Source organism: Paenibacillus sp. 32O-W (assembly GCF_007679495.1).
GTDB classification, from domain to species: domain Bacteria; phylum Bacillota; class Bacilli; order Paenibacillales; family NBRC-103111; genus Paenibacillus_L; species Paenibacillus_L residui.
The window spans coordinates 46,071-68,743 of record NZ_VEGP01000002.1; the positions used below are offsets into that span (position 1 = coordinate 46,071).

General features: G+C 51.7%; 20 protein-coding genes and 1 pseudogene. 7 read left to right on the plus strand and 14 right to left on the minus strand.

All coding sequences use genetic code 11. From position 1 onward, the window contains the following. Positions 1 to 201 precede the first annotated feature (201 nt). Both FS806_RS01155 and FS806_RS01160 read left to right on the plus strand, forming a co-directional pair. Positions 202 to 1,047: an SPFH domain-containing protein gene (locus FS806_RS01155; protein ID WP_144932332.1), complete on the plus strand. Its 846-nt coding sequence runs from the start codon at positions 202 to 204 to the stop codon at positions 1,045 to 1,047. An 11-nt stretch (positions 1,048 to 1,058) separates the two neighbouring features. Then, the gene (locus FS806_RS01160) at positions 1,059 to 1,253 is read left to right on the plus strand and encodes a type II toxin-antitoxin system antitoxin (RefSeq protein ID WP_144932334.1); all 195 of its coding nucleotides are present in this window, start codon (positions 1,059 to 1,061) and stop codon (positions 1,251 to 1,253) included. A gap of 266 nt (positions 1,254 to 1,519) precedes the next feature. On the opposite strand, the gene FS806_RS01165 is transcribed toward FS806_RS01160, so the two are convergent. Both FS806_RS01165 and FS806_RS01170 read right to left on the minus strand, forming a co-directional pair. Next, positions 1,520 to 3,049 carry a copper amine oxidase N-terminal domain-containing protein gene (locus tag FS806_RS01165; RefSeq protein WP_144932336.1) on the minus strand — a complete coding sequence of 510 codons (1,530 nt, stop codon included), beginning with the start codon at positions 3,047 to 3,049 and terminating at the stop codon, positions 1,520 to 1,522. A 299-nt stretch (positions 3,050 to 3,348) separates the two neighbouring features. After that, positions 3,349 to 3,452: pseudogene (locus FS806_RS01170) on the minus strand (IS66 family transposase); the annotation flags it as partial. Positions 3,453 to 4,043: 591 nt separating this feature from the next. Here FS806_RS01170 and FS806_RS01175 point away from each other — a divergent pair. Then, positions 4,044 to 5,468: a DUF2515 family protein gene (locus FS806_RS01175; RefSeq protein WP_144932338.1), complete on the plus strand. Its 1,425-nt coding sequence runs from the start codon at positions 4,044 to 4,046 to the stop codon at positions 5,466 to 5,468. On the opposite strand, the gene FS806_RS01180 is transcribed toward FS806_RS01175, so the two are convergent. From FS806_RS01180 to FS806_RS01200, 6 genes are all read right to left on the minus strand, one after another. Beyond that, complete coding sequence (locus FS806_RS01180; protein WP_144932340.1) at positions 5,458 to 7,074, minus strand: putative polysaccharide biosynthesis protein; 1,617 nt, start codon at positions 7,072 to 7,074, stop codon at positions 5,458 to 5,460. The genes FS806_RS01175 and FS806_RS01180 overlap by 11 nt on opposite strands. Positions 7,075 to 7,099: 25 nt before the next feature. After that, the gene (locus FS806_RS01185; RefSeq protein WP_144932342.1) at positions 7,100 to 7,582 is read right to left on the minus strand and encodes a DUF456 domain-containing protein; all 483 of its coding nucleotides are present in this window, start codon (positions 7,580 to 7,582) and stop codon (positions 7,100 to 7,102) included. Between the two features lie 105 nt (positions 7,583 to 7,687). Further along, on the minus strand, positions 7,688 to 8,428 hold the full coding sequence (locus FS806_RS01190) for an HAD family hydrolase (protein ID WP_144932344.1): 741 nt from the start codon (positions 8,426 to 8,428) through the stop codon (positions 7,688 to 7,690). Between the two features lie 26 nt (positions 8,429 to 8,454). Next, positions 8,455 to 10,335 carry an asparagine synthase (glutamine-hydrolyzing) gene (gene asnB, locus FS806_RS01195; RefSeq protein WP_144932346.1) on the minus strand — a complete coding sequence of 627 codons (1,881 nt, stop codon included), beginning with the start codon at positions 10,333 to 10,335 and terminating at the stop codon, positions 8,455 to 8,457. A 351-nt stretch (positions 10,336 to 10,686) separates the two neighbouring features. Beyond that, the gene (locus tag FS806_RS26485; RefSeq protein WP_260981931.1) at positions 10,687 to 10,821 is read right to left on the minus strand and encodes a hypothetical protein; all 135 of its coding nucleotides are present in this window, start codon (positions 10,819 to 10,821) and stop codon (positions 10,687 to 10,689) included. A 403-nt stretch (positions 10,822 to 11,224) separates the two neighbouring features. Then, positions 11,225 to 13,249 carry a peptidoglycan D,D-transpeptidase FtsI family protein gene (locus FS806_RS01200; RefSeq protein ID WP_144932348.1) on the minus strand — a complete coding sequence of 675 codons (2,025 nt, stop codon included), beginning with the start codon at positions 13,247 to 13,249 and terminating at the stop codon, positions 11,225 to 11,227. A gap of 867 nt (positions 13,250 to 14,116) precedes the next feature. Here FS806_RS01200 and FS806_RS01205 point away from each other — a divergent pair. Continuing rightward, entirely contained in the window at positions 14,117 to 14,593 is a 477-nt protein-coding gene (locus tag FS806_RS01205; protein ID WP_144932351.1) for a hypothetical protein, read from the plus strand. Then, positions 14,583 to 15,686 carry a phosphodiester glycosidase family protein gene (locus tag FS806_RS01210; RefSeq protein ID WP_225312743.1) on the plus strand — a complete coding sequence of 368 codons (1,104 nt, stop codon included), beginning with the start codon at positions 14,583 to 14,585 and terminating at the stop codon, positions 15,684 to 15,686. The genes FS806_RS01205 and FS806_RS01210 overlap by 11 nt, the downstream gene beginning before the upstream one ends. A 122-nt stretch (positions 15,687 to 15,808) precedes the next feature. Here the strand turns inward: FS806_RS01210 and FS806_RS01215 are convergent, their stop codons facing one another. The 3 genes from FS806_RS01215 to FS806_RS25590 form a co-directional block, all read right to left on the minus strand. Then, positions 15,809 to 16,954 (minus strand): transglutaminase domain-containing protein, encoded by a 1,146-nt coding sequence (locus FS806_RS01215; RefSeq protein WP_144932353.1) that lies wholly within the window; start codon positions 16,952 to 16,954, stop codon positions 15,809 to 15,811. 57 nt (positions 16,955 to 17,011) lie between these two features. Continuing rightward, complete coding sequence (locus tag FS806_RS01220) at positions 17,012 to 17,437, minus strand: hypothetical protein (RefSeq protein ID WP_144932355.1); 426 nt, start codon at positions 17,435 to 17,437, stop codon at positions 17,012 to 17,014. A gap of 81 nt (positions 17,438 to 17,518) precedes the next feature. Next, positions 17,519 to 17,665, minus strand: a complete 147-nt coding sequence (locus FS806_RS25590) for a hypothetical protein (protein WP_186328149.1) — start codon at positions 17,663 to 17,665, stop codon at positions 17,519 to 17,521. Between the two features lie 96 nt (positions 17,666 to 17,761). Here FS806_RS25590 and FS806_RS01225 point away from each other — a divergent pair, with 96 nt between their 5' ends. After that, positions 17,762 to 18,901: an MFS transporter gene (locus FS806_RS01225; RefSeq protein WP_144932357.1), complete on the plus strand. Its 1,140-nt coding sequence runs from the start codon at positions 17,762 to 17,764 to the stop codon at positions 18,899 to 18,901. Positions 18,902 to 19,161: 260 nt separating this feature from the next. Here FS806_RS01225 and FS806_RS01230 read toward each other — a convergent pair whose 3' ends face one another. Next, on the minus strand, positions 19,162 to 20,322 hold the full coding sequence (locus FS806_RS01230) for a DUF6348 family protein (RefSeq protein ID WP_144932359.1): 1,161 nt from the start codon (positions 20,320 to 20,322) through the stop codon (positions 19,162 to 19,164). Positions 20,323 to 20,553: 231 nt separating this feature from the next. Between FS806_RS01230 and FS806_RS26490 the strand changes: the two genes are divergently transcribed. Then, positions 20,554 to 20,637: a sporulation protein YjcZ gene (locus FS806_RS26490; protein WP_225312747.1), complete on the plus strand. Its 84-nt coding sequence runs from the start codon at positions 20,554 to 20,556 to the stop codon at positions 20,635 to 20,637. 116 nt (positions 20,638 to 20,753) lie between these two features. Here the strand turns inward: FS806_RS26490 and FS806_RS01235 are convergent, their stop codons facing one another. Both FS806_RS01235 and FS806_RS01240 read right to left on the minus strand, forming a co-directional pair. Beyond that, the gene (locus FS806_RS01235) at positions 20,754 to 21,476 is read right to left on the minus strand and encodes a ThuA domain-containing protein (RefSeq protein ID WP_144932361.1); all 723 of its coding nucleotides are present in this window, start codon (positions 21,474 to 21,476) and stop codon (positions 20,754 to 20,756) included. A gap of 12 nt (positions 21,477 to 21,488) precedes the next feature. Beyond that, the gene (locus tag FS806_RS01240) at positions 21,489 to 22,448 is read right to left on the minus strand and encodes a Gfo/Idh/MocA family protein (RefSeq protein ID WP_144932363.1); all 960 of its coding nucleotides are present in this window, start codon (positions 22,446 to 22,448) and stop codon (positions 21,489 to 21,491) included. Positions 22,449 to 22,673: the final 225 nt, after the last annotated feature.

Below are 22,673 nucleotides of genomic sequence, written 5' to 3' on the forward strand. Positions count from 1 at the left end.
CGGCATCCCTTCTCCATAACCCTCCCATTTGCTTAGGTTAAGTGAAAGCTCGATGGTCTCTGCCTCTTTTACCGCACTTGCAATAGGAGTCTATTTATTAGGAAAATGGAAAATATTAATATTTACATATATTTCAAAATGTGATATCATTTAAGTATCAAAACGAAATGACAACAATATCTTTTGAAAGGATGAGACACCATGGTTGAAAAGAAAGCTTGGAAATTTAACGCCTATCTGGGATTGGTGATTCTGGTCGCTATGTTTATCGCCAGCATCTTTTTGCTGATCCAGGAGTTTATTGTATCCGGTCTCCTTCTGTTAGCCATAGATATAATCTTTCTGATGTCTTCATTTACGGTCGTTCAGCCTAATCAGGCCAAGATCATCACCTTCTTCGGGACTTATATGGGCACCATCCGCGAGGCCGGAGTGTGGATTACCGTTCCTTTCTCCAACCGCAGAAGAATCTCCCTTCGCGTCCGCAATTTCAACAGTGCCAAGCTGAAGGTGAATGATGTGGAAGGCAATCCGATCGAAATCGCCGCGGTCATCGTCTTCAAAGTGGTCGATACGGCGAAAGCGATGTTCGATGTGGACCATTATGAGCAATTCGTGGAAATCCAGAGCGAAACGGCTCTTCGGCACGTAGCCAGCAAATACCCATATGATAACTTCATTAGCGACGGTTATTCCCTGAGAGGCAATGCCGAAGAGGTGGCCGGCGAGCTCGGGGCGGAGCTTCAAGAGCGCTTGTCCGTAGCGGGAGTAGAGGTGCTGGAAGCAAGATTGACCCACCTCGCCTACTCTACCGAAATTGCCAGCGCCATGCTGCAGAGACAGCAAGCGTCGGCCATCATTTCGGCCAGACAGCAGATTGTCGAAGGGGCCGTCGGCATGGTTCAGATGGCCATAGCCCGGCTGGAGGCCGACGGTGCCGTTACACTGGATGAGGAAAGAAAGGCGGCAATGATCAACAACCTGATGGTGGCCATCGTGTCGGATCGATCCGCAAGTCCGGTCATCAACACAGGAAGCCTTTATTGACAGGCCCTTAAATGGCACCCAAGAAAAACTTCCCGCTCAGGATCGATCCCAAGCTGTACGAAGTACTGGAACGTTGGGCCGCCGACGAGTTTCGCAGTGTTAATGGACACATCGAATTCCTGCTTCGTGATGCGGCAATGAGGGCCGGTCGTCTCAAGGAACATCGAATTCTTCCGCAGCCGCCGGAACCGGAAGCGGAGGAATAAAGCCCGAGAACGGGCATTGAGGGGCAGCTATACCTTGACAAGAATCAGAGATAAACAGCTATCGCCGTCCTTTGGACAGCGCGTTAAAAAAGATTCTTAACGGATCCCTGTAAATACCCCACAATACAAGGATAAACGGCTATCGCCGTCCTTAGGACGGGCGCGTTTACCGATGAAATATAAGAACAGGTATAGATGAAAACTTATACTTTCTTATATTTTTAAAAAGCGCGGCCCTTGATGGCCGCGCCCTTCATTTACCCTGCTTAGTCTCTAGTAATAATAACCGCCCAATCTTCCGTATCCCAATTGACTTCGGCACCGAAGGTTTCAGCGATAAAGCGAAGAGGGACGTAAGTCGTGTCTCCTTGCAGCGTGGCTACCCCTTCCATCTCCACGGGAACGCCGTCTACGGTAGCGGTGCTGCTTTCAATGGTCATCACAATCGTTTTGCCGGTCCAGATGTCGACAACGGTCACCTGCCGCTTCTCGTTATCCCACGTTACATCGGCATCAAGCTCTTCGGTTACAAAACGTACCGGAGCCATAGCTTTCTCCGTCACGGGATCGATATACGGAAGCTCATACAATTCGCCGTCTACTTCTTCCCAGATCGGCAAGTAAATATATTTGCTTTTCAGCCCCAAATCATCCACCATAAGCTTGTAAAGCGCAGAATTGGCGTCGAGGTTCTTCAGGAACTTACCCATAGTCACGCTCTCGACATTCAAACCATCCTGAGTGTTAATAATATCCGCTTTTACCGCATGGTTAATATTCCACATCTCGGACGTCGATTTGATTTTGATCGTATTCAAATCGTCATTCGACGGCTCCGGATTGTTCAGGACAAGCTCCATATCCATTTTGCGAATTTGAGAAGAGCTGTCCACATACATATCTACTTTCATGTAGTTGTTCTCGTTTAAGAACTCGTCAGCCTCTCCGGAATTTTTCATCGCCTCAATTTCTAGAGACAGCTCCGTCAATCCTTCTTTTGCCGCATTGTAGATTTCATCCACGGTAGCGGGACTAACATCGACACCATTGTCCAGACCCTCAATCTCCCCTTGCAATTCTTTCTGAACCGGATCGATTACGAGAGTAAAGATTTGTTGGATGACTTCCTTCAAGGCCTGATCGTTAGCGTTGATGTTATCAATGAAAGCTTTAAGCAGATCCAGAACTTCGCTTCCCTTGATTTCCACCTGAACCTTGGTCAGATTCGTAAAGATGCCGTCAATCTGCTCGCTGGTGTTGGAAACTTTAATATTGTCCGGATTCGGCAAATTATTGATAATGAAAGGACCTACTGCCTTCAATAGCTGCTCTTGATTATTCTCCAGCGTTTCGGACAGCCCCGCCCAGTTGATGGTCATCATCATCGGGTCTATCGAAGTATAGTCATCCAGCTTAAGATAAACCGGCTTGGCGGCTCCTTCAAATTGAACGGCTATCTCTTCTTTCGTCATGGATACGGAGAAAGGAAATTTTCCTTTACCGGTCACTAATGCCGCGTCCATAGACAGGGTGTTCCGGTCCTGCATTTTAATATTGTTCATTTCCAGCTGAAGATTGTTCAGGAAGGACAGATCTTCTCCGTCAGCCGCCCAGTCAAAATCGGATCCTCCGATCAATTCTATCGAGAAATTGGAAGTTCCTTCGTAGGAGGCAACCTCCAGGTTGTTCTGCAGCGCTTTATTCAAATCTACGCCGCCAATGGATTGACAGCCTGTCAGCACCAGCATCATCAGGCCGACGAAAGCACTCATCCATGTTATGTACCTCTTCTTCAAACCTATCCTCTCCCTCTTAGTCGATATAAATGAAGACTATTAGCTCGGTGAAAATCCCCCTCCCGGTGGACTGGATAATAGAACACTCTGCTAATCCAGCAGCGATTCTATCAAACAGGCCGCTCCTTGGCGCAGAACCGGATTCAGTCAACGACAGCAGCTCTGCCTAGAATAAAGGACCTATTGCCATCCCAAACCGGAGTCTCCATGGATTTCCACCTTACATAATAATCATATCATGCTAATTACTACGTTTAAAGAATAATAAAGATTCGGATTAGGGAAAATAAATTACGGAGGCGTATGGTGCCCGATTTTTTTTGTTTTACTTTGACCATACGCAGGTCTCGTTCCGCTTGATTAGGGTCAAAGGGAATGCGAACATACGAAGAAACGCAAGGATATACGGTTTATATCCCTTCAACCGTTCTCCAAGGTTAGCGGCCTTCGTCTTCTTCGCACTTCCTTTTTTAAGTTTAGGGAGGCCCCATTTTGTTTGGCCCTCTAGAAAAATTTCATCGTAGCGTTACAAACCACAAAAGATGTGAGAAAGTACATCTTTTTTCACGGAAAACGCCTATTGAACTAAACTGCTAGTCGCGGTAGTGGTTAATTTTGCTTCTTCGAGTTTTTATTAGCAATAATATCCAGTAGGAGACGAAGGGAGCGATGACGGTGACGGCACTTGGGGAACAGATGCAATAGAATATTATTTTTTTGGGAAGACCTATGTAGTTACATTTGTGCTCGCATTTGTGTTCGCAAATAATTTCAAATATATGGAACATACTATGAAAAAAGCACCTAACGAAGCCTCTTCGTTTTAAAGGTAGACCCCCATGCCTCTGACCGCGGCACCATCAGATGATGAAAATAGATGGATTTTCAAGGTAGCTTTTTATGCCAGTTGGAAAGTTATTCCATTTTAACGCTTTAATGAACTTAAACTTTCTAATGTGGTAAAAAACTATCATTCGCATTAAGGGGCAATGAAATGGCGGCGGAATCGAAAGGGGCGAATAAGGGAGACAGCATGTGGGCTAAAGGACTTCTGCTCGGTAAAGGAATAGCTCGCTTGATCGCGGATTCGGTCAACCGGCTGTGGCATGCTTCCGTCCGGTCCGGTGAAGCGGAAATCCCCCTGAACCTCTCCCCGGAGAGGAAACGGCAGCTAGTCTCCCGCCTGGAGGAACAGCTGAGGAAGCCCCCTGCCCATCATTCAAATAAGGCATTAAGCAGCCGGGAAAAGGAGCTGGTTCGCGAGTTACAAGAGCATACCGCCCTCCTTAACCGGAATAACCTCACGCGCACTGCCGCTTACCTTGAGTTTTACGGCAAGCACCCGGATATTCATTGGGCGCTGCTAGCTCATATGGTTTCCCGCAATGGCGGGTGGAACATGACCGATTTACGCGGGGAACTGCTTCCCCGTCTGCTGGATGAGGGGGAAATTGAATCCGTCTTCGACATGCTCGAAACGGCTAACGCCCTCATTTTTCAGGATGCCTTTCCTCAATTGCTTCTTTACGAACGCAGCCGCACATGGAACCGCCCCCTCTTTCATCTGCTGCCCTGGCTCCACGTTTCCCGCTTCATGCAGCCGATGTGGGAGCTGTTCTGGGATGAAGGCAGCTCGGCTCTGATCACGATTGCTCTAATCATCAATGAGCAGAACTATATTCAAGCCAGGGTTGCCGAGCATCCCCGCTTTCAAGACCATGCGCTGCATTCGCTCATGCGCCTGACCCAGGCCGCCACGCAGACCAACCAGATCATCTTCCCTTGCAAATCCGCTCCGGCGGAGTCTTCGGCAGTTGGCCGGGCAGCGGGAAGCAAGGCTACCGCGTCCGCGGGGCGGCCGGCAGCCGCTTATCCGGGCGCCGAAGCCGCTCCCTCCCCATCGCAAGCTGCCGATGCGATGGGCATGCCGATCCGTGCAGGGAATCCGGGGAAGCCTTGGCCGCTGTACGGCCGCGTTCTGGAGAACTTCCCCGATCTGGACGAACGGATCGAAATCGGCAAGCAGCTGTACGCGCTGCTGTTCGGCCTGCCGTCTGCCCGCGACGGCTTCCACCGCTTCGCCCGGGAAGTGCCGCACAGCGGCTCCCGGGCCGATTATTGGCCGCATCTGTTCCAGGATGCGGCCACGCGAACAGCCTTTCCGTCATCATATACGGAAAGGCTGAACGGCTGCGCGCTGCGCGAAGGCGCAAGCCGGCTGTGCAGCCCCCGGCTGCCTGCGGCGTGGCCGGATCGGCCGCTGGCGGCCCCGGAGCGGTACGACTGGTTCCGCGACCTGTCGCCGGTCGCTCACCTGTCGGCCGCCAGAGCCGGGGCCCCGGCCGAGCTGACGCGCCTGCACTGCGCGGGGCTGCGCAAGCCGGAGCTCGCGATCCTCGCGCGCGAGCTCATCGATTGATGGCCGCAGAGAACTTGCGGACCAGCTTCTGCACTGGCCCCGGCAGGTTGGCCAGGTCGTTCTTCGTCACGATGCGGAAAGTGAACAGCAGCAGCGGATAGAGCGCGATGACCACCAGGCACGTGACGGCCGCATTCAGGAAGTAGTCGAGCTTGGCCGGGAACCAGGTGACGTAACGGTACATTAACCGCTCGACCCCGGCGCCCGCGGCGATGATGATGGCGGATGCGGCAATCAGCCGGATCCAGCGCGGAAGCCCCAGGATTACGAACGGAACCTTGCCCTTCAGCGTCCGGAAATTCAGCAGCATCATCACGATGAAGCAAAGGGCCGTTGACAGCACGACTCCGTTGATGCCCAGCCATGGGGCAAATACGAAGCTGCCCCCCAGCTTGACGGCCAGGCCGATGAGGACATGGAGAATCAGCGGCCGCATGGCGCCGATGCCCATCAGAATGGCTCCCGATGTCTGCATCATAATTTGGAACAATGCGGTAGCCGTCAGCAGCGCAATGATCAGCGTTCCGTTCTCATCCGGAAACAGCGTGCCGTTAATCGGCCTCGCAGCGACAGCAATAGCGAGCACGACCGGCAGACCGGTCAGCACCGAAATTTGCATCGCTTTGGCGGCTTGCTGCCGGACCTGAGGTAAATCATTGCGGGCATAGGCTGCCGATACGATAGGGACGATCGACTGGCTGAGCGCGACTGCCAGAATGATCGGAATCCCGGCCAGAGACTGCGCCCTCCCCGTCAAGACACCGAGCTCAATCTTGGCCTGCTCGGCGCCGATCAAATTCTGCAGCAGCGGAATGACCGTCGAGGTATCGATAAAATACACCAAGGGTACCGCCATCGAAAACAGCACAATAGGCACCGACAGCCGAAAAATCTGCCCGTAAATCGTGCGATAAGGAAGCGGCTTTTGCCGGAAGGAAGCATTCCTCCTTATTCCTTGAGACGCATCCTTCTCCCTGAGCAGTTTATAGAACAGAAGCAGGACGAGGAATGCCCCGACACTGCCCATCACTCCTCCGAAGGAAGCCCCGGCTACCGCCCAATCATGCCCCCAGCCGATAGCCAGAAGCAAATAGGCAAGTCCGACCGCCGTAATCAGCCTCAGAATCTGCTCTATGACCTGGGACAGTCCGTTCGGCATCATCCTCTGCCTTCCCTGGAAATAACCGCGCATCATTGCGATAAGCGGGAAGAGCAGCAAAGCGGGAGCCAGCGCCCTTATAGCCAGCGCGGCGGACGGGTCCCCTGACATTTGGGCATAGGAAGGGGCGATCAGAATCAGCAGAACGGTCATGATCAGACCGGCCACTACGGCAAACTGTACCGAGGCGCGAAAAATCCGGTCGGCTTCGGCATGCCGCCCAAGCTCCGTCCGCTCTGATACCATTTTGCTTAGGGCGCTAGGAATGCCTGCCGTAGCTATCGTTAGAAGCGGAGTATAAATATTGAACGCGATCGAGAACGTAGCCATCCCTTGGTCGCCTATCAAGTAAACGAGAGGAACCCTTTGGACCACGCCGAGCACACGCGCAACCAGGGCGGCGACAGCAAGGATGAGGGTTCCTTTAACTAATGAATCCTTGGACACTTGCAACCCTTCCCCCAATTAAGGTTTAGACGATTAGCCAGATGATGAAGAGGAAGATCATCAGCAGCTGAAGCAGAACTTTAGCGACAACGCTTGAGAAAAATCCGACGACAGAGCCGATTCCGGCTTTCCCCGCCTGCTTCCAGTCCGCCCCGGCAATCAATTCCCCGATGAAGGCTCCCACGAACGGACCGAGAATCAGCCCGGCGACCGGGATAACAAACGGACCGATCATAATCCCGATAGTGCTGCCAATGACCGAAGCCTTCGTCCCCCCGAATTTTTTGACCCCGAGGGCACTGATCATATAATCAGCCACCAGAATGGCCACCACAATCGCGGTCTGTATAGCCCAGAACCAGAAGCCGAAAGGCTCGAAGCTGAAAAACCAGCCATAGACAAAGAACGCAGCATATACCGCCAGCACGCCAGGAAGCACGGGAATTACCGTACCGAGCATGCCGACTACAAACAATGCGATTATCAGTATCCAGCCCACTATAGCCATGGCTATTCCCCTTACCTTTACTTAGGATTTTGAGGCTTAATCCTTGAACTTCAACTTTTCTCCGGATCCGGGCTTCCGCTTCGTTCCTTAAAGTCGCCGAATTTCTTAAAGCCCGAATATGTACTTCTGAATCGCCTTGGCGACCCCATCCTCTTCGTTCGAAGCGGTAACCGCATCCGCCTCTCTTTTCAGTTCCTCCTGGGCGTTCTCCATCGCGATTCCGAGACCGACCTGACGGATCATCTCCAGATCGTTAAGACTGTCCCCCATCGCAATCACTTCCTCCATCTTCACTCCCAGCAGGCCGCATACCTCTCTGATTCCACTTGCTTTGCTGATGCCGCGGGGATTCAGCTCCAGATTCGAAACATGAGAGTTGGTTATTTCCAAATTGCCCCATTCCTCTAATTTGCTGCGAATCTCGGCCAGCTTAACATGATCCTCGGTAAACAATCCGAACTTGAGCCACTGCTCCGACTCCAAATCCGAAGTCCATTTATCTTTATTATATAAGCCCCCCACTGTATAACCCCAATACCATACATCATATTCCAAGGCCATTTGGTGAAGCTGTTGAACCCAGCTCGTTTGGAGCGGAGTCCTGCTCAGAAGCTCCTGCGGAGACTTCCAGACTTCTCCGCCGTTGACGGCAACCATCGGGGAAGTCAATCCTAAATCCTCAACATAAGGGGAAATATTCTGAACCCCTCTCCCTGTAGAAAACATCACCGTAACCCCGGCTTCGATCGCTTGGTTAACCCATTTGCGGTTTTCCTCGGAAATCGTCTTCTCTTCTGTCAGGAATGTACCATCCATATCCAACGCAATCAGTTTGTACGCAGCCATCTCTCTCCTCCGACACGTTTAATATTTTATGAATTAGCCGCAGCATAGGAAGTGCCCGGCTTCTCCAGCATATAGGAAGCATGCCACAATGCAAATACATAGATCACCCAAAGTCTCCGGGCATAGTCCCCTTCTCCTTTGCGGTGCTTCAGCGCCATTTGCTCTACAGTCGTCAGATTGACCAAATCCCCTATTCCGCTGGCCTTCACTTGCTCCAGCACCATTTCACCCCGACTGCCCTTGAGCCACTCCCTCATCGGCACCGGAAAGCCCAGCTTCGGCCGGTTGAGGATGAAGTCCGGGATAATTCCTTCCATCGCTTTGCGGAAAATATATTTCGTGGTTCCCTGCCCCAGACGATAATCGACCGGAATTTTGCGCGTCAGCTCGAACAGCTCCTTGTCCAGGAACGGAACGCGCAGCTCCAGGGAATGGGCCATGGTCATCTTATCCGCCTTCATAAGAATATCGCCCGGCAGCCACAGGTTCATATCGATATACTGCATCCGGGTTACCGGGTCCAGGTGACGGGTCTTGCTGTAGAACTCAGCCGCTATTTGCACGGGCTTCTTGTAGTTATCCAGCAGGGAGCCGCTGGCGCGGACAATTTCCGCCTTCATGTCCTCGGTGAATATTTTCGCATTTCCCAGGAAGCGTTCTTCGAGAGGAGTCGTTCCCCTCAGCAAGTAGTTCCTTCCGGGCATCCCCGCAGGCAGCTTGTCTACAAGCTGATGAAGCAGCCTCTTAAGGGGCAAGGGCAGCCAGGAGATCGGACGCAAAGACAACGGTTCCCGGTAAATGCGGTAGCCTCCGAACAGCTCGTCCGCTCCTTCGCCGGACAATACGACTGTTACATGTTCCCTTGCGAGCTGCGCCACATGATAGAGGGCGATCGCGGATGGGTCGGCTACCGGTTCATCCTGATGCCAAATCGCTTTCGGAACCGATTCGAAGAAATCCTTCTCCGATATCAACTTGGAATAATGCTCGGTCCCCAGCGCTTCCGCTGTCTCCCGGGCAATGGTCGTCTCATTGTTGGCCCCTTCGAAACCGACCGAGAAGGTCCTTATCGGCTCGATGCTCCGCATGTGAGCGGCAATGGCTGTGGAATCAATCCCGCTGGACAGGAAACAGCCTCTCTCCACATCGCTCTGCATATGATGAACGACCGAATCCTTCAATCGTTCGCGGATCTCCTCGACGTAATCATCGAACGGCCTTGACACCGGCTCGAACATCGGATCCCAGTAACGGCTCAGCTTAATGGTTCCGTCCGGCCGCACCGTAATCGTATGACCCGGGGGCAGCTTGCGGATGCCCTGGAACATCGTCATCGGCTCGGGGACATATTGGAACGTCAAGTAATTCAGGAAAGCCTCGGTCTCCACGGAACGGCGCGTTCCGTCGGCCGCGAGAATGCTTTTGATTTCCGAGGCGAACAGAAATTGATTCGGCCCGCAGGAATAATAGAAAGGCTTGATGCCGAAATGATCGCGCGCCCCGAACAGCTGTCTCTTCTTGCGGTCCCAGATGACAAAACCGAACATCCCGCGCAGCATCTTGACGCATTCCGGGCCATACTCCTCATACAGATGAACGATGACCTCGGTGTCACTCTGTGTCCGGAACTGGTGTCCCTTGCTCTGAAGCTGCTGACGAAGCGCTTTATAGTTATATATCTCTCCGTTAAAGACGATCCAGACCGATTCGTCCTCGTTAGTCAGAGGCTGATGGCCTTCCTGCAAATCAATAATCGACAGTCTGCGAAAGCCTAACCCTATTCCCGGATCCGTCCAGAATCCCGAGTCGTCCGGTCCCCGGTGAACGATTACATCGGTCATTCTGCGCAGCAATTGTTCTGACGGTACTTCTTCTGTAAAATACATCGCTCCTGCTATTCCGCACATGTGGTACACTCTCCAAACTTATATGGCTGTTTAAGTAATTAATAGCTCCATTTCAGCATCAATGCCCCAAGATGCGCCCGCATCTTAAGGCAATTGAAGATCAGATACCGATGACTTAGTATACCATACCTTAACGCCTTGCGGAAACGAACGGCCAAAAAGTTCAGACACCTCCTGCATCTAAACGCGGCTCCCGGTGCTGCATGGTGCTGCATGGTGCTGCATGGCGGCAGCCGACCACATGCGTCGCGGTCTGCGATGCTTAAGTAATACGGTATGGTTCTCCCCTAGAGGACGCCGACAATTACGGAACCTGCCTTTACGCGGCGCGTAAATCTGCTTCCGGTCAGCTTATTTATACAGGGTTAAGGCTGCAACCGCTGCTCCCGCCCCTCCTAACCACATAGCACCCGCTGCGGTCAGGACCAAATAAACCATGCTTATGATCAAGCGCTGCAAGGAAGAATTAAGTCTTCTTCCGCTCATTGATCCTCTCCTCCTGTCTTCCATTAGTCATAAAAACATATTGCAAGCTGCGGAGCTTGAAATGCGGGGCCTTCCGGCATATTGCAGGCCGCATGAATGCCTTGAACGATCCGATTCTGATCCGGCATCTCTCACAGCCTCTATTTAGGCGATCCACAAAACATTTTACCTAGGGCAACATTTAGTGTAAAAAAAACTCCTAACGGAGCCTTTTCGAAGACGAATAACCCGGTTTTAAAGGTAGCTTTTTATGCCAATTAGAAAGTTGTTCCATTTTAATGCTTTAATGAACTCAAACTTTCTAATGTGGTAAAAAAGCAGCGGCCTTTCTTTACCCTATGCGTCCCGCCTGCAAAAGGTGCAAGGTGAGGGCACAGGGCAGAAAGCCCGCCTCTAAAGGATTCTACTCTATAACGGCCGGTCCCTTCGGAATACCGTCCAGGCCGATGTATTGATCGTATGCATCGAAAATTTTTCTGGCGATCGGCGCGGCCCCGTAAGCCCCGAATCCTCCTTCGGGAACGACCACCGCAACGGCCAGCTTCGGTTTGTCGGCGGGAGCATAGCCGATAAATACCGCATTATCCACGTGCTTTCGGGCAATTTCCCACTCCGACGTACCGGTTTTGCGGACGTAGGTGTAAGGAACTCCGTCGAACCCGTCCACCTTACTGGTCATCCCTTCCTTGATCACCTTCCAGTATTCATCGGGGAAGCTTACTTCGTTAAGCAGCTCGGGCTCCACCTTCTCCACGAGTTCGAAGTCATAGGTCGTAATCCGGTCCACGAAGAGAGGCTTGTACCGCTTTCCTTTGTTGGCCAGCATCATCGTATACTGCGCAAGCTGAAGCGTCGTATAGCGGGCTTCCTGTCCGAAAGAGGCATTGATTAGCGGAAATTGCGCCTGCAGTTTCTTGGCGGTTTCGTAATAATAGTAATCTCCCTCGATTTCACCGGGCAGGCCGCTTCCGGTAGATACCCCGAGCCCGAATTGCGTCATATAGGAGTGCCAGACGTCCAGAGGATCTTTAACTTTGGTATATAACTGGTTCCCTACTCTTTCGGCCACGAATGTATTGGAGGAGACTTGCAGAGCCCGTGCGGGAGAAATCGGACCGTAGGCCCGGTAATCCGAATTTCGGACTTTGGCGTTGTTATTTTTACCGTAAGTGAAGATTCCCCGGTCATTATACCTTTCGTTGGGTGTAATCAATTTCTCGTTCAGGCCGACCAGCACGGTTAGCGGTTTAAGCACCGATCCTGGAGGAACTAGCGATGACGCAAATTTTCCTACCTGATCGTCCGGAACATCCGCGTACCGTTCTCGTATCGTCCCGTTTGTATACCGGTTCTGGATAGCGTTCCAGGCCTCCGTTGAAATCCCCCCGGTCCATACATTCGGATCATAATCAGGCATACTCGCCATGGCCACTACCTTGCCCGAGTCAACCTCTATGGCAACGGCATATCCGGCCTTCGCATTGCGGCCCTTGGCATAAGTTGCATTCGGGGGATGCTTCTGTAGAAGCTCCAAATGGTCCGTGATCGCCTGCTGGGTTGCCAGCTGCACCTCATTATGAATCGTCAGGAACAGGTTGTTTCCCTTGACCGGAGGTGTAATTTCCACATGTCCGACAATTTGCTCCCGGCTGTTCACAGGATAGGTGCGCACCCCGTTCTGGCCCCGCAGCACGTCCTGATACATCAATTCCAACCCGTCGAAACCGACATATTCATCCTTCAAATAGTCGCTGTTCTCCTCTTTGTACCGGTCCAACGATTTCGACTTCTGATTTATCGCCGTAGAATAAGGCCGCAAGTATCCGACCAACTGCACGGCAATTTGCCTCGGGTCGTATACACGGGTGCTTTCCTCCTCGACCTCAAGCCCCTTCAATTCGTCGCGATGTTCCGAAATATAAGCAATCTCATCCCGGGTCAGTCCGGATTTAATCCGCCTCGGCCAGTAGGTATAGGCGGGGTCCTTTGACTTCTCGCCGTTGATGTCGAAGCCGACATCCATCCTCTCGATGATTTCCTCCGCGGTCATCGGTTCGACGGACGGATCGCCGAAGCGGACGAAAATTTCCTCCAGCTTTTTGGCCAGCTCAATTTTTTCCTCTTTGGTCTGACCGGGCTCAATCCGGTAAGATACCGATTGTGTCGACGTTGTCGAAGCGATCGGCGATTCCTCCCGATCATATATATTTCCACGAATCGGTGAAATCGAAATATTACGGCTCAAATTTCTCTTTTCCCATGCTGTCAGCTCTTCCCCTTGAACAAACTGAAGAATGGCCAGCCGAACAATAAGGATAGAGAACAACAGAAAAATACAGAAAAAGAACACATTAATACGGATCGAAAACCCTATTCGCTTCTTAATCTCCCTTTTTTGTGTCTCTTCCACTTCCGGAGTAATATCCATACTTGCCCATCCTTCCTAAAAAGTGTGGTGATTGAATGAACATTTTGCGCCCAGTTTGGATTTCCCATACGGTTAACGTCCCGGTCCGCCGCTTGAACAGTCTTCCCGCCATTTCCGTTCCAAACTTTCCGCATGCTCCTCTGTCTCACCAGACTTCCTAAACCGATCCTCACCAGTTATGCTTTTCCTACCAGTTTAACATATTTGACGGCACAAAAAGAAGCCTTGACCCGTGTTCGGCCAATAACCCTTCCCCCCATCCCCCAAGCTATAATCTTCTCCTGGATCCACCGGCTTGTTTTCACCATCAGATGGTGCGGCCAAGCGGCCTGCATGGGCGTCTAACTGTATTTCATGCAGGTAAATTGATGCAAATGGCGCAGAGTGACTAAACTAGATGGAAAAACTACATTTAAAATGGAGGTTTTTTGCTGAAATCGCCTTTTTTGCACAAACTAGCTGCAGTTTTTCCACTTAGTTACCAACTTTCGCTCCAGAGGGGCAAACTAGATGGAGTTTTTCCAGTTAGATGCGCCATTCCGTTTGCTCGGCACCAGCAGAAAATGAAAATAGACGGATTTTCAAGGTAGTTACCGACTTTCGCTCCAGAGGGGCAAACTATATGGAGTTTTTCCAGTTAGATGCGCCATTCCGTTTGCTCTGTATGAAATTTCGTACAAATTAGTTGTGCATATGGCCCGAAGGATTAACGATACCGGTCGGAAGATCAGGTTAATCCGCGACGAAAAGCTCGCAGTTTTTTTGTTTTTTACAGCAACATTTGCTATTATTCGACGTAAGTATTAATAGGTTGCTAGTTTTCCTACACCAAGAATAATATTAATCAGAAAGGATTTCTATTACATCATGAAAGATTTATCGTATGTTCCTGCCGATTCCTCTGTCGCAACGAGCACCTCTGTCCCGGCTAACAAGGAAGCCAGAAAACCGCTGCGCAAATGGCTGGTTTGGTCCGCTCCCATACTTGTGTGGGCGCTGCTGTTAGTGGGCAGTTTTTTCTTGGCCAAGCATTACATAAACGGGCTGCAGCAGCAAATGATTCAGATTCAGACCAGTGCCGAAGACTTGAACCGTACAGTTACGGAGCTACATACCCAGTTAGGTGAACATAAGGAAAGCCTGGCCCAGCTCCAGAGCCAGTTTGATCATGTGCAGAGCGATCTGGAGGCGGTGAAGGAAGAGCTTTCGCTCGCCGGCAGCACGTTAACTTCCTCCGATCAGACGAGACAAGCTCTCAATGAACGGATCAGCGACTTAAGCAAGGAGCTGGAAAATCTGCGAAGCTCCATTACTAAGCTGGAGGAAGCTGCCCGTGCGTACTAGAATTCATGTGGCGCTGGGGTTGTTTGTGTCTATGCTGGCGGCCTTCTTTTTCGCTTTTTTGTTCTCTAATCCGCTGCATGATCAAACTATGCACGCAGCCCAAGCGCTGGAACCTACCAAGCAGACACTGGGGAGTATGCTGCATGATATGACGGCCATTGAGCAGAGTTACGAGGCTATGGGGGCAACAGCTTCACAAGCGGCGGGTCACTTAAGCGAGAGCCGCCAAGCGCTTGCCGAGCTGATTGAATCCGTATCAACCCAAACCGCAATCGATGAAGCACAGAGGCAGGCTGTAGACCAATTGGTGGCCACCAGCCAGCAGCACGCGAAGGAAACGGAAGATACCTTGGATCAGATCCTGACCAATATGCTTGGCGAACCGATCGGACAATCCTTCGGCGAAAGATCGACGGTCAAAGTTTTCTCGTTGAAGGAAGCCGGATATAGAGGGTATATGGCCAAGGTCAAGCTGCATGATCCGAGCGCGGTCAAGCTGGTGCTGTCCAATGACAAGGTCGGGGACAAAGGCGAGACTACCAGTCAGGCCGGTCGTCGAACAGGTGCCGTATTGGCCATTAACGGCGGCGGCTTCGCCAGAGAGAACGGGCTGCTCTATCCGATTGGCATTACGGTGGTAGACGGTGAGATCAAAACATTTTACCGCACCGACCTGAGCTTTATCGGGTTTGATAATAACGGAAAGCTCGTAGGCGGTGAAATTACGACCGAAGAACAGATTAAGAAATTGAACGTGATGCAGGGAGCAACATTCGTTCCTTCCCTGTTGAAGGACGGGGAGAAGCTGACGATACCCAGCGCCTGGAGGAACAAAAAAGAGCCGCGCACCCTGATCGGACATTTTTCTAACGGCGACCTGCTTTTCATCGTAATTGACGGAAGGCAAAAGGGCTACAGCGAAGGGGTAACGTTGGAAGAAGCACAGGACAAGCTGCTTGAGTTCAAGGTCCGCGATGCCTATACGCTGGATGGAGGCGGCTCCAGCGCGTTTTACTACAACGGCAAGCTGCTCAACAGCCCTTCCGACGGACGGGAAAGACGGCTTCCTACCAATTTCGTCGTGCTGCCTTAACGGGTATGCCGTGTTGCGCTATCCCCAAGCTCCCGATTCTTCATGTAAAGGTGGATGACCGGAACATTATGCTTCCGGCTCCACCTTTTCTTCTTCGCAAGCATCTTCTCCAAACAGGATGCTTAAGCATCCTTCACGTGGGTTTCGTAGAAATTCGGCGGATTGAACCAATTGCCGCCGCTCGATACCCAGGTTGCGTCCAACGGCACCCATTCCCCCTTCTCGGACAGAAACACTTCGTTCCAGGCATGCGGCCCATAGCTGCCCCGGCCGTCGTAGCCGAGACCGGTGACCACCTTGACCTCCAATCCGACAGAACGGCCCATAACCGCATACAATCTGGAGTAATCGATACAGACTCCCTGTCTGCTGGCGAACGTATCCTCCGGTGTCTGCTCCTTCCATATCCGCTCTTCTTCGTAAAGTCTGACTTTCTCATGATCATAGCTTACGCGAGTGCCTACCCACTCGTATAAGGCCCGGGCTTTTTCCTCATCCGTATCGGCGCCGGCCGTCACTTCTTTCGCAGCCGCCAGCACATCGTCGGGAACATTGGCGTCCAGCACCTCATATTTCCGCTGCAGAATGCCGTTTAACTCCGCTTCCACCGCTCTCGTGAACACCGGCAGCTGCTCCTCCAGAAACCCTCCTGCCACCGGTTGGATGACTTCCTTCGCGCCTTTCTGATAGATTCCCGACCCTTGAATATATTCAGTGAAAGACGAGCGAGGGAACAGCACCGTCACGACAAACAAGACGGCAATAAGCAGAACCGCCCTTCCCGCCCCAGTCAACAAACCGATCGCTCCCCCTGCCAGACTGCTTAACCAGGCAAAGAAGCCCCCCTTCCTGCGGGATGCTGCCGACGGACTGCCCCCATAAAGCTGGTACAGCGCCCATGTCAACAATTGCTTGCAAATCAAATAGACCAGCAGGAAAATAAGCCCCGACCGCATTAACGAAAAATCCCGGATCCCGGTCACCGCCGTATAATAGAGCTGATGAAAGTAACCAAGCTTCTCATTCGGAATAACGATTTGTCTGGCGATCAGCCAATCCCTCACAACCGGCGACAGCCAGTTCATCAGCTTCCAGGCGGCCACGACGCTGGCCAGAGTCATTAACCCCTCCAACAGAAAGAAAGTCAACTGCCGGGCCGAGCCTGCCGCTCCCCTCCTGGCTCCTTGAAGAACAGACAGCGCTATGACGGCTCCAATGAGGACGGATATAAGATTGTATGTGGAAATGGTTTCGAAAAAAGAGGTCATCTCGGTCCCCCGTCCATACCTTTATCTCTAGTGGCAGGCGAATGTTCGGAGATCATGCTACTGTGATTTAGCCTGCTCGATGAAACCTTCGATGAGGTCGTTCATCGGGAGGCTGAAGCTTTGGCCGAGGAAGGTAATCTTCGCTTCCTTGGAATTCGGCTTGACATCCACCTGAATATTTTTGGTCGTTACCGTATACGAGCCATCTTCATTGAGCTTATACTTCGCCTCTTTCGCTTCGGAGGCCATAGCCTTCATCGCTTGCTCCTTCACGCTTTCCGTAATCGTGCTGCCGATGGTCCCCGCGAATTCTCCAATCTGATCCTTGTAATTCATTCCGTAATACAATATCGCTGCAATAATCAATAGCACAACAATCCATTTAATCACTGTTTTTACCAATTTAATCACTAAAAATAACACGACAATAGCAATCAGGATAATAAACCAGCGTTCCTGCAGAAATAACATCCACTGCTCCATCTCGGCTCCCCTTTCGTTCTATAGATTATTACAAATCTTCCATCCCTCTGATTATTCCTATCTTACAATATTCGGATGCGGTTATTCATCTCTTTTCTTCCTCAGCTCCTCCAGCTTCTCGCGAATTTCCTGTTCCCTATCGGGTTTGATTCCGGAATAAGTCCGCCGCAATCTCCATAGAGCAATAAGAACGGCTGCCAAAAGCAGGATAATCATCCATCTGTTCATAGAACTCCCCTCCTATTTGGGCATATGTTTGTACCAAGCAGCGTACAAGTAAAGGGAGACCTGCCATTACACAATGATTCAGGGGGTGGCTTTAACATGAAAACGGCCATATGGCTGTATTTATTTATTTTCGTCGCCTTTTTCGATTTGCACGCACAGTATCCGATTTTATCTCCGTTCGCCCTATCGTTGGGCGCAACACCGTCGTTCATCGGCCTGATTCTGGGAGTCTACTCTATTACCCATCTTCCCGGGAACCTGCTGGCCGGGTATGGGGTCGACCGGTACGGCAGCAAAAAATTCCTCGTTGTCAGCCTAATTGCGGCAGGCTTCCTGCTGATCTTCCAGGCGCGTGTAACCGCCCCATGGGAGCTGTTGGTCATCCGCTCCATCAGCGGCTTCGTTCTCGCATTCCTGTCTCCCGCATGCTTGGCCATGCTGGCCAAAATTGCCCGGGATCAAATTCATCAGGGCAAATTAATGTCGGGCAACGGGCTGGTTCATACGTTGGCTTCCGTAGTTTCTCCTGCGGCAGGGGCCGTGCTTGTGGCCAAGTTCGGGTTCACCGCCTCTTTCTCCATACTGGGCTGGGGGTTGGTTGCCACCGGCATATTGGCTATTTTCGGCCTCAAGGAGCCGGGGGTGATCCACGAGAAAGAAGCGGTTGCCGCCGTAGCCAACGTCCGGGCGCAGCCGGAAGCCGAATCCATTCCCTGGTTATTCTTCCTCATCCCGTTAGGCATGTCCTGCGCACAAGGAATTTTATTTTTTGAATTGCCGCTTATGCAGTCTGTCCAGGCTTCCATCCTGACCTCGGGCATCCTGTTTTCACTCGTCAGCCTGGGAGCTCTGCTCACCCTGAGTCTGCTGTTTCTGAACCGGTATTCCGCCTACATCCGAACTTTGTTGGGTTGTCTCGGGCTGGCCATGATTTTCTTCGGCATGTCGGTCAACTGGTCTATTCCCCTTTATGTTTCCTTGTTTCTAATTGGAATGGCTAAAGGGATCATCCTCCCGTCGATCTCCACCCTCCTAGCCAATATTACGAGCAGAAACCGATATGGTCGCGCCTTCTCCCTGTTATCCATCGCGTTCTCGATCGGCGCCTTCCTGGGTCCGATACTTGCCGGGCAGCTCCGGCTGGAGGTGTCTCCCTATTTTATCGCCTTCCTGTCCTTAATGATAGGCATTACCCTATTGCCTCTAGGCCGCATCCGGCCGGCCATCAGCACCTGACAGGCCCCTTGGCGAACAAGCGATCATGCGGTGGCCGGAATAAAGCTTCATATCTCTTCGGGGAAATTCGTAATTCATCGGGCAGGGCCGGCAGCTATGGTGCGTCCGCCCCACTGTCACGGCATTCTATTCAAGAGTAAGGTTATGTTTTTATCGGAATGAACCCTCTATAATTTTAGCTTCCGCTCCACACAAGAAAAACTTCTGCCGACACTTGAGGCAGAAGCTTTTTTCATTGGCGGATACACGGATCTCCGGCTTTATCTAAACTGATAAGAGTCTGACATTCCGAAGGAAAGCGTGAGCTCACCGCCATTTTCCACCAAATCCGCCCCCTCCTCTTTAGCACTGCAAATCACATTGTAGATAGAACTGACACCGATGTATCGCTTATACACCTCATCATCAAATTGACCCGTACTGAAGTCCTCGAACAATGCATCATAAATCATATAATAGCTGGCAAGCTGAGTCCGATAAACGCTGAAGGCCTCTTCACCCCTGAACAACAATAGTTCCTCTTTATAGGTGAGCGTATCGAAGGCATGCTCCGCACAAATTTCCGGCAGGAAGGAATACAGCTCCTGCGCCAAGCTGGCATCCTGCAAGCGCTCAACCAGCCGGTCCGGATATTCGTCATACTTCTCCTGCGTATCGCACTCCATGAACATATTAACCGCTGTCCTAGTGGCGGCGGCAATTTGATCGGCCTGGTAGGGATACGGTGAGTATGTCTCCTCGGACTGCAGCAGGAAAATAAACTGCTTTTGCGAAGCAAAGCCTTCTACCTGCCACTTGCCGGCCATTTCTGCCACGATTTGCCCCAATTCGGGGCTTGGAATATTATTAATGCGGCATTCGCCGGTAATGGTATCGCCATTTTTCACGCCATAAATTTTAATATAACAGAGCTTCTGGTTGCCAACGCGTTTCGCAATCCCGTCCTTGAGCGCTTCCCAATAAGGAGTATTGCGCATTTCAGCGGATGATTCGCCCACACCGATGATATCGCTCTTATATACCTTCCAACGATGGGCCGTGTCCCCGTAAGTCGTATGGAGCTCGTCGGGGTTCCTGTCTTTCTCCATGGATGCGATCCCCTGCATTAACGTAAAGGCAAAGCCGCCGATGGCCATGCCGAGAGCATTATGGGCCCCGCTGCCGATGCCAGCGGAGGTTTCATAGATATCGCGATCCCATTTCGGCGAGCTTAAATGAAACTGGAGCAAAACGGACTGCTCCGACCATTGGGCTACATGAGGACGGATCGTAAGCTTCCATTCCGGAATATAGATATGATCCCCCTCTAGCACCTCCTCCGCTTCATAAATCCCTCTCATTCCGCGGTGCAGAAGGAAGTGCAAGGGGTCCTCAATTTTCTCGTCTTCCCTATCCAACCAATCTTCTCTACCCTTGCTCATCTTTTGCCGTTTCCTCCTTGGTCCGTGCCGGTTTCTATCCAAGAATACCACAACTATTCTCCGGTAATCACCATGAGCGGAGCTCGTTTTTTCCAAACCATTGTCGTCTGCTGATTTAGGGCGGGATATTTACCTATTTTCCCGCCTTCTGGGTATTTGCACAGCCAAGGGCGCTTTTCCTACATACACTGTATTGTCGATGACCTACCGGTCCTGAAAGGGGTGCATAGCATGAGTGCCGGCTTCTGGACTTCAACAGGCACAATTCTCGTCCTGTTCATCTTGTTAGTGATTGTATCCTGCGCTTTTATATGATGATTATGATTCCTTAATCGCATACTCCTCCCAAATTTCTTTAACCGGCTTGAAGGCTCTATGCTTTCAGGCCTTTTTTCGTTTTCCGGCCCCCTAACAAGGGGTAGCGGATCGGTTCAAACGAAGTCGATCGGAGCGGAATTTCCGTACCGGGGCATCGCGCCATGGCGTGGAGCGGCCCAGCGGACGGCGTTAGCCAGAACTTTCAGTACGTCCGGATGATGGTATGTGGGAACCTCCTGGTGTCCGGGACGGAAATAAAATATTTTGCCTCTGCCTCGCCGATAGGTCACTCCGCTCCGAAATACTTCCCCGCCGGTAAACCAGCTGACGAAAATAAGCTCGTCTGGTATCGGAATGTCGAAGTGTTCCCCGTACATCTCCTCATAACCGATATCTATGTAAGAACCAATGCCTTCGGCAATCGGATGGGAAGGGTCAATGACCCAAATCCGTTCCTTGTCATCCGCTTCCCGCCATTTGATCTGGCAGGTCGTTCCCATAAGCTTGCGAAACGGCTTGGAGTTGAGGGCGGAATGCAGCGCGATAAACCCCATCCCGTCATAAATCCGGGAACAAACCCGCTCCACTACTTCGTCCTGCACCAGATGATTACGGGCATGCGACCACCAGAGCAGCACGTCCGTCTCCTGCAGCACCTCTTCCGTCAGCCCGTGCTCCGGCTCCTCCAATGTTGCCGTACGTATGGAGAAGTCCGGCTCTATCCGCCCGATGCCTTCGGTGATCGCCGCATGAATTCCCTGCGGATAGATTTCCGCGACATTGGCATGCTTCCTCTCATGTACAAACTCATTCCATATTGTCACCCGAATGGTCATGTCGGCCGCCTCCTATTCCCTTCCAAGTACGATGTTCACCGGCCGGTTCTCCCGATGCGACTCGTTCGCGTAATGAACAATGGCCTGCGTCTTCAAATAATCTCTACCGCTCGTTTCAAATTCCGTTCCGTCCCTTAGCCCGCGCAGAAAATCGGCCAGCGCACCGGGGGAATCCACATCGCGGTAATCGTTGATAACCGTTACTTCGCCGTCCCGCACTACCCGGATCTCCTGATTGGCCACAAGCACGGCGCCCTCGCTTCCTTCTATTCGCCAATGACCGCCCCACTCCGTCTCCGGCCCCCTTGCGGAAATAGACCCGGTGAAGGCTGCCATGATCCCGCCGTCCAATTCAAGCTGGGCGTTCATGGCCAGACACTCGCTGTCCGTTCCCCAATGTCCGATCGGATTAAACAGGCGGGCATAAATTTTCCTGCCCTCGCGGCCGCTCAGATAGCGCATAAGATCGAAATGATGAACGGCAATATCATCCAGCAGACTGACGGAATAATTCCGCTGAACATTGTGATATCTGTAAAAGCTGACGTCCATGGTGGAAACGGCGCCGATCACACCCGATTCCAGCACTTGCTTTAATTTGCGCATATAGGCAAACCTTCGGTAATTTTCAGCAATCATGAACGGAATTCGCTCTCTCTCCGACCTGCCCACAATGTCCACCGATTCCGCATAATCGAACGCGATCGGCTTCTCGCATAACACCGGAAGCTTATGGTCGAAAGCTATCGTGTTGATTCGCGTATGAACCTGCGGCGGGGTGACGTTAACGACAAAGTCGGGTTGTTCTTTCCCGATCGCTTCCTCCAGGTCGACGTACAACGGCACACCATCATCGGCCTTGCTCCGGTTATTCGGGTCGGTCTCCACAACCGCCAGCTCCAGTCCTGCCTGGCGGATCCGCTTGTACCACCCGTATCCGGCACTTCCCAGTCCAACCAAAATCGCTTTCAATCTTGTACTCCTCCTCACCATGTCGAATGGCGTTATGGGCCATCCGGTTTCTTTCATTCTATGTATGTAACCGCTTAAATTCCCCGTCGCGTTTCGGATGCTCCTGGCCTTAACCTCTATTCCCACCGGTCGAGTAATTGCCGGCTGACTATAATTTCATTTTGGCAAAACGAACAACGGCAGGAAGCTTCAAGGGCGAAGGTTGATAGTTACAAATAGTATAAC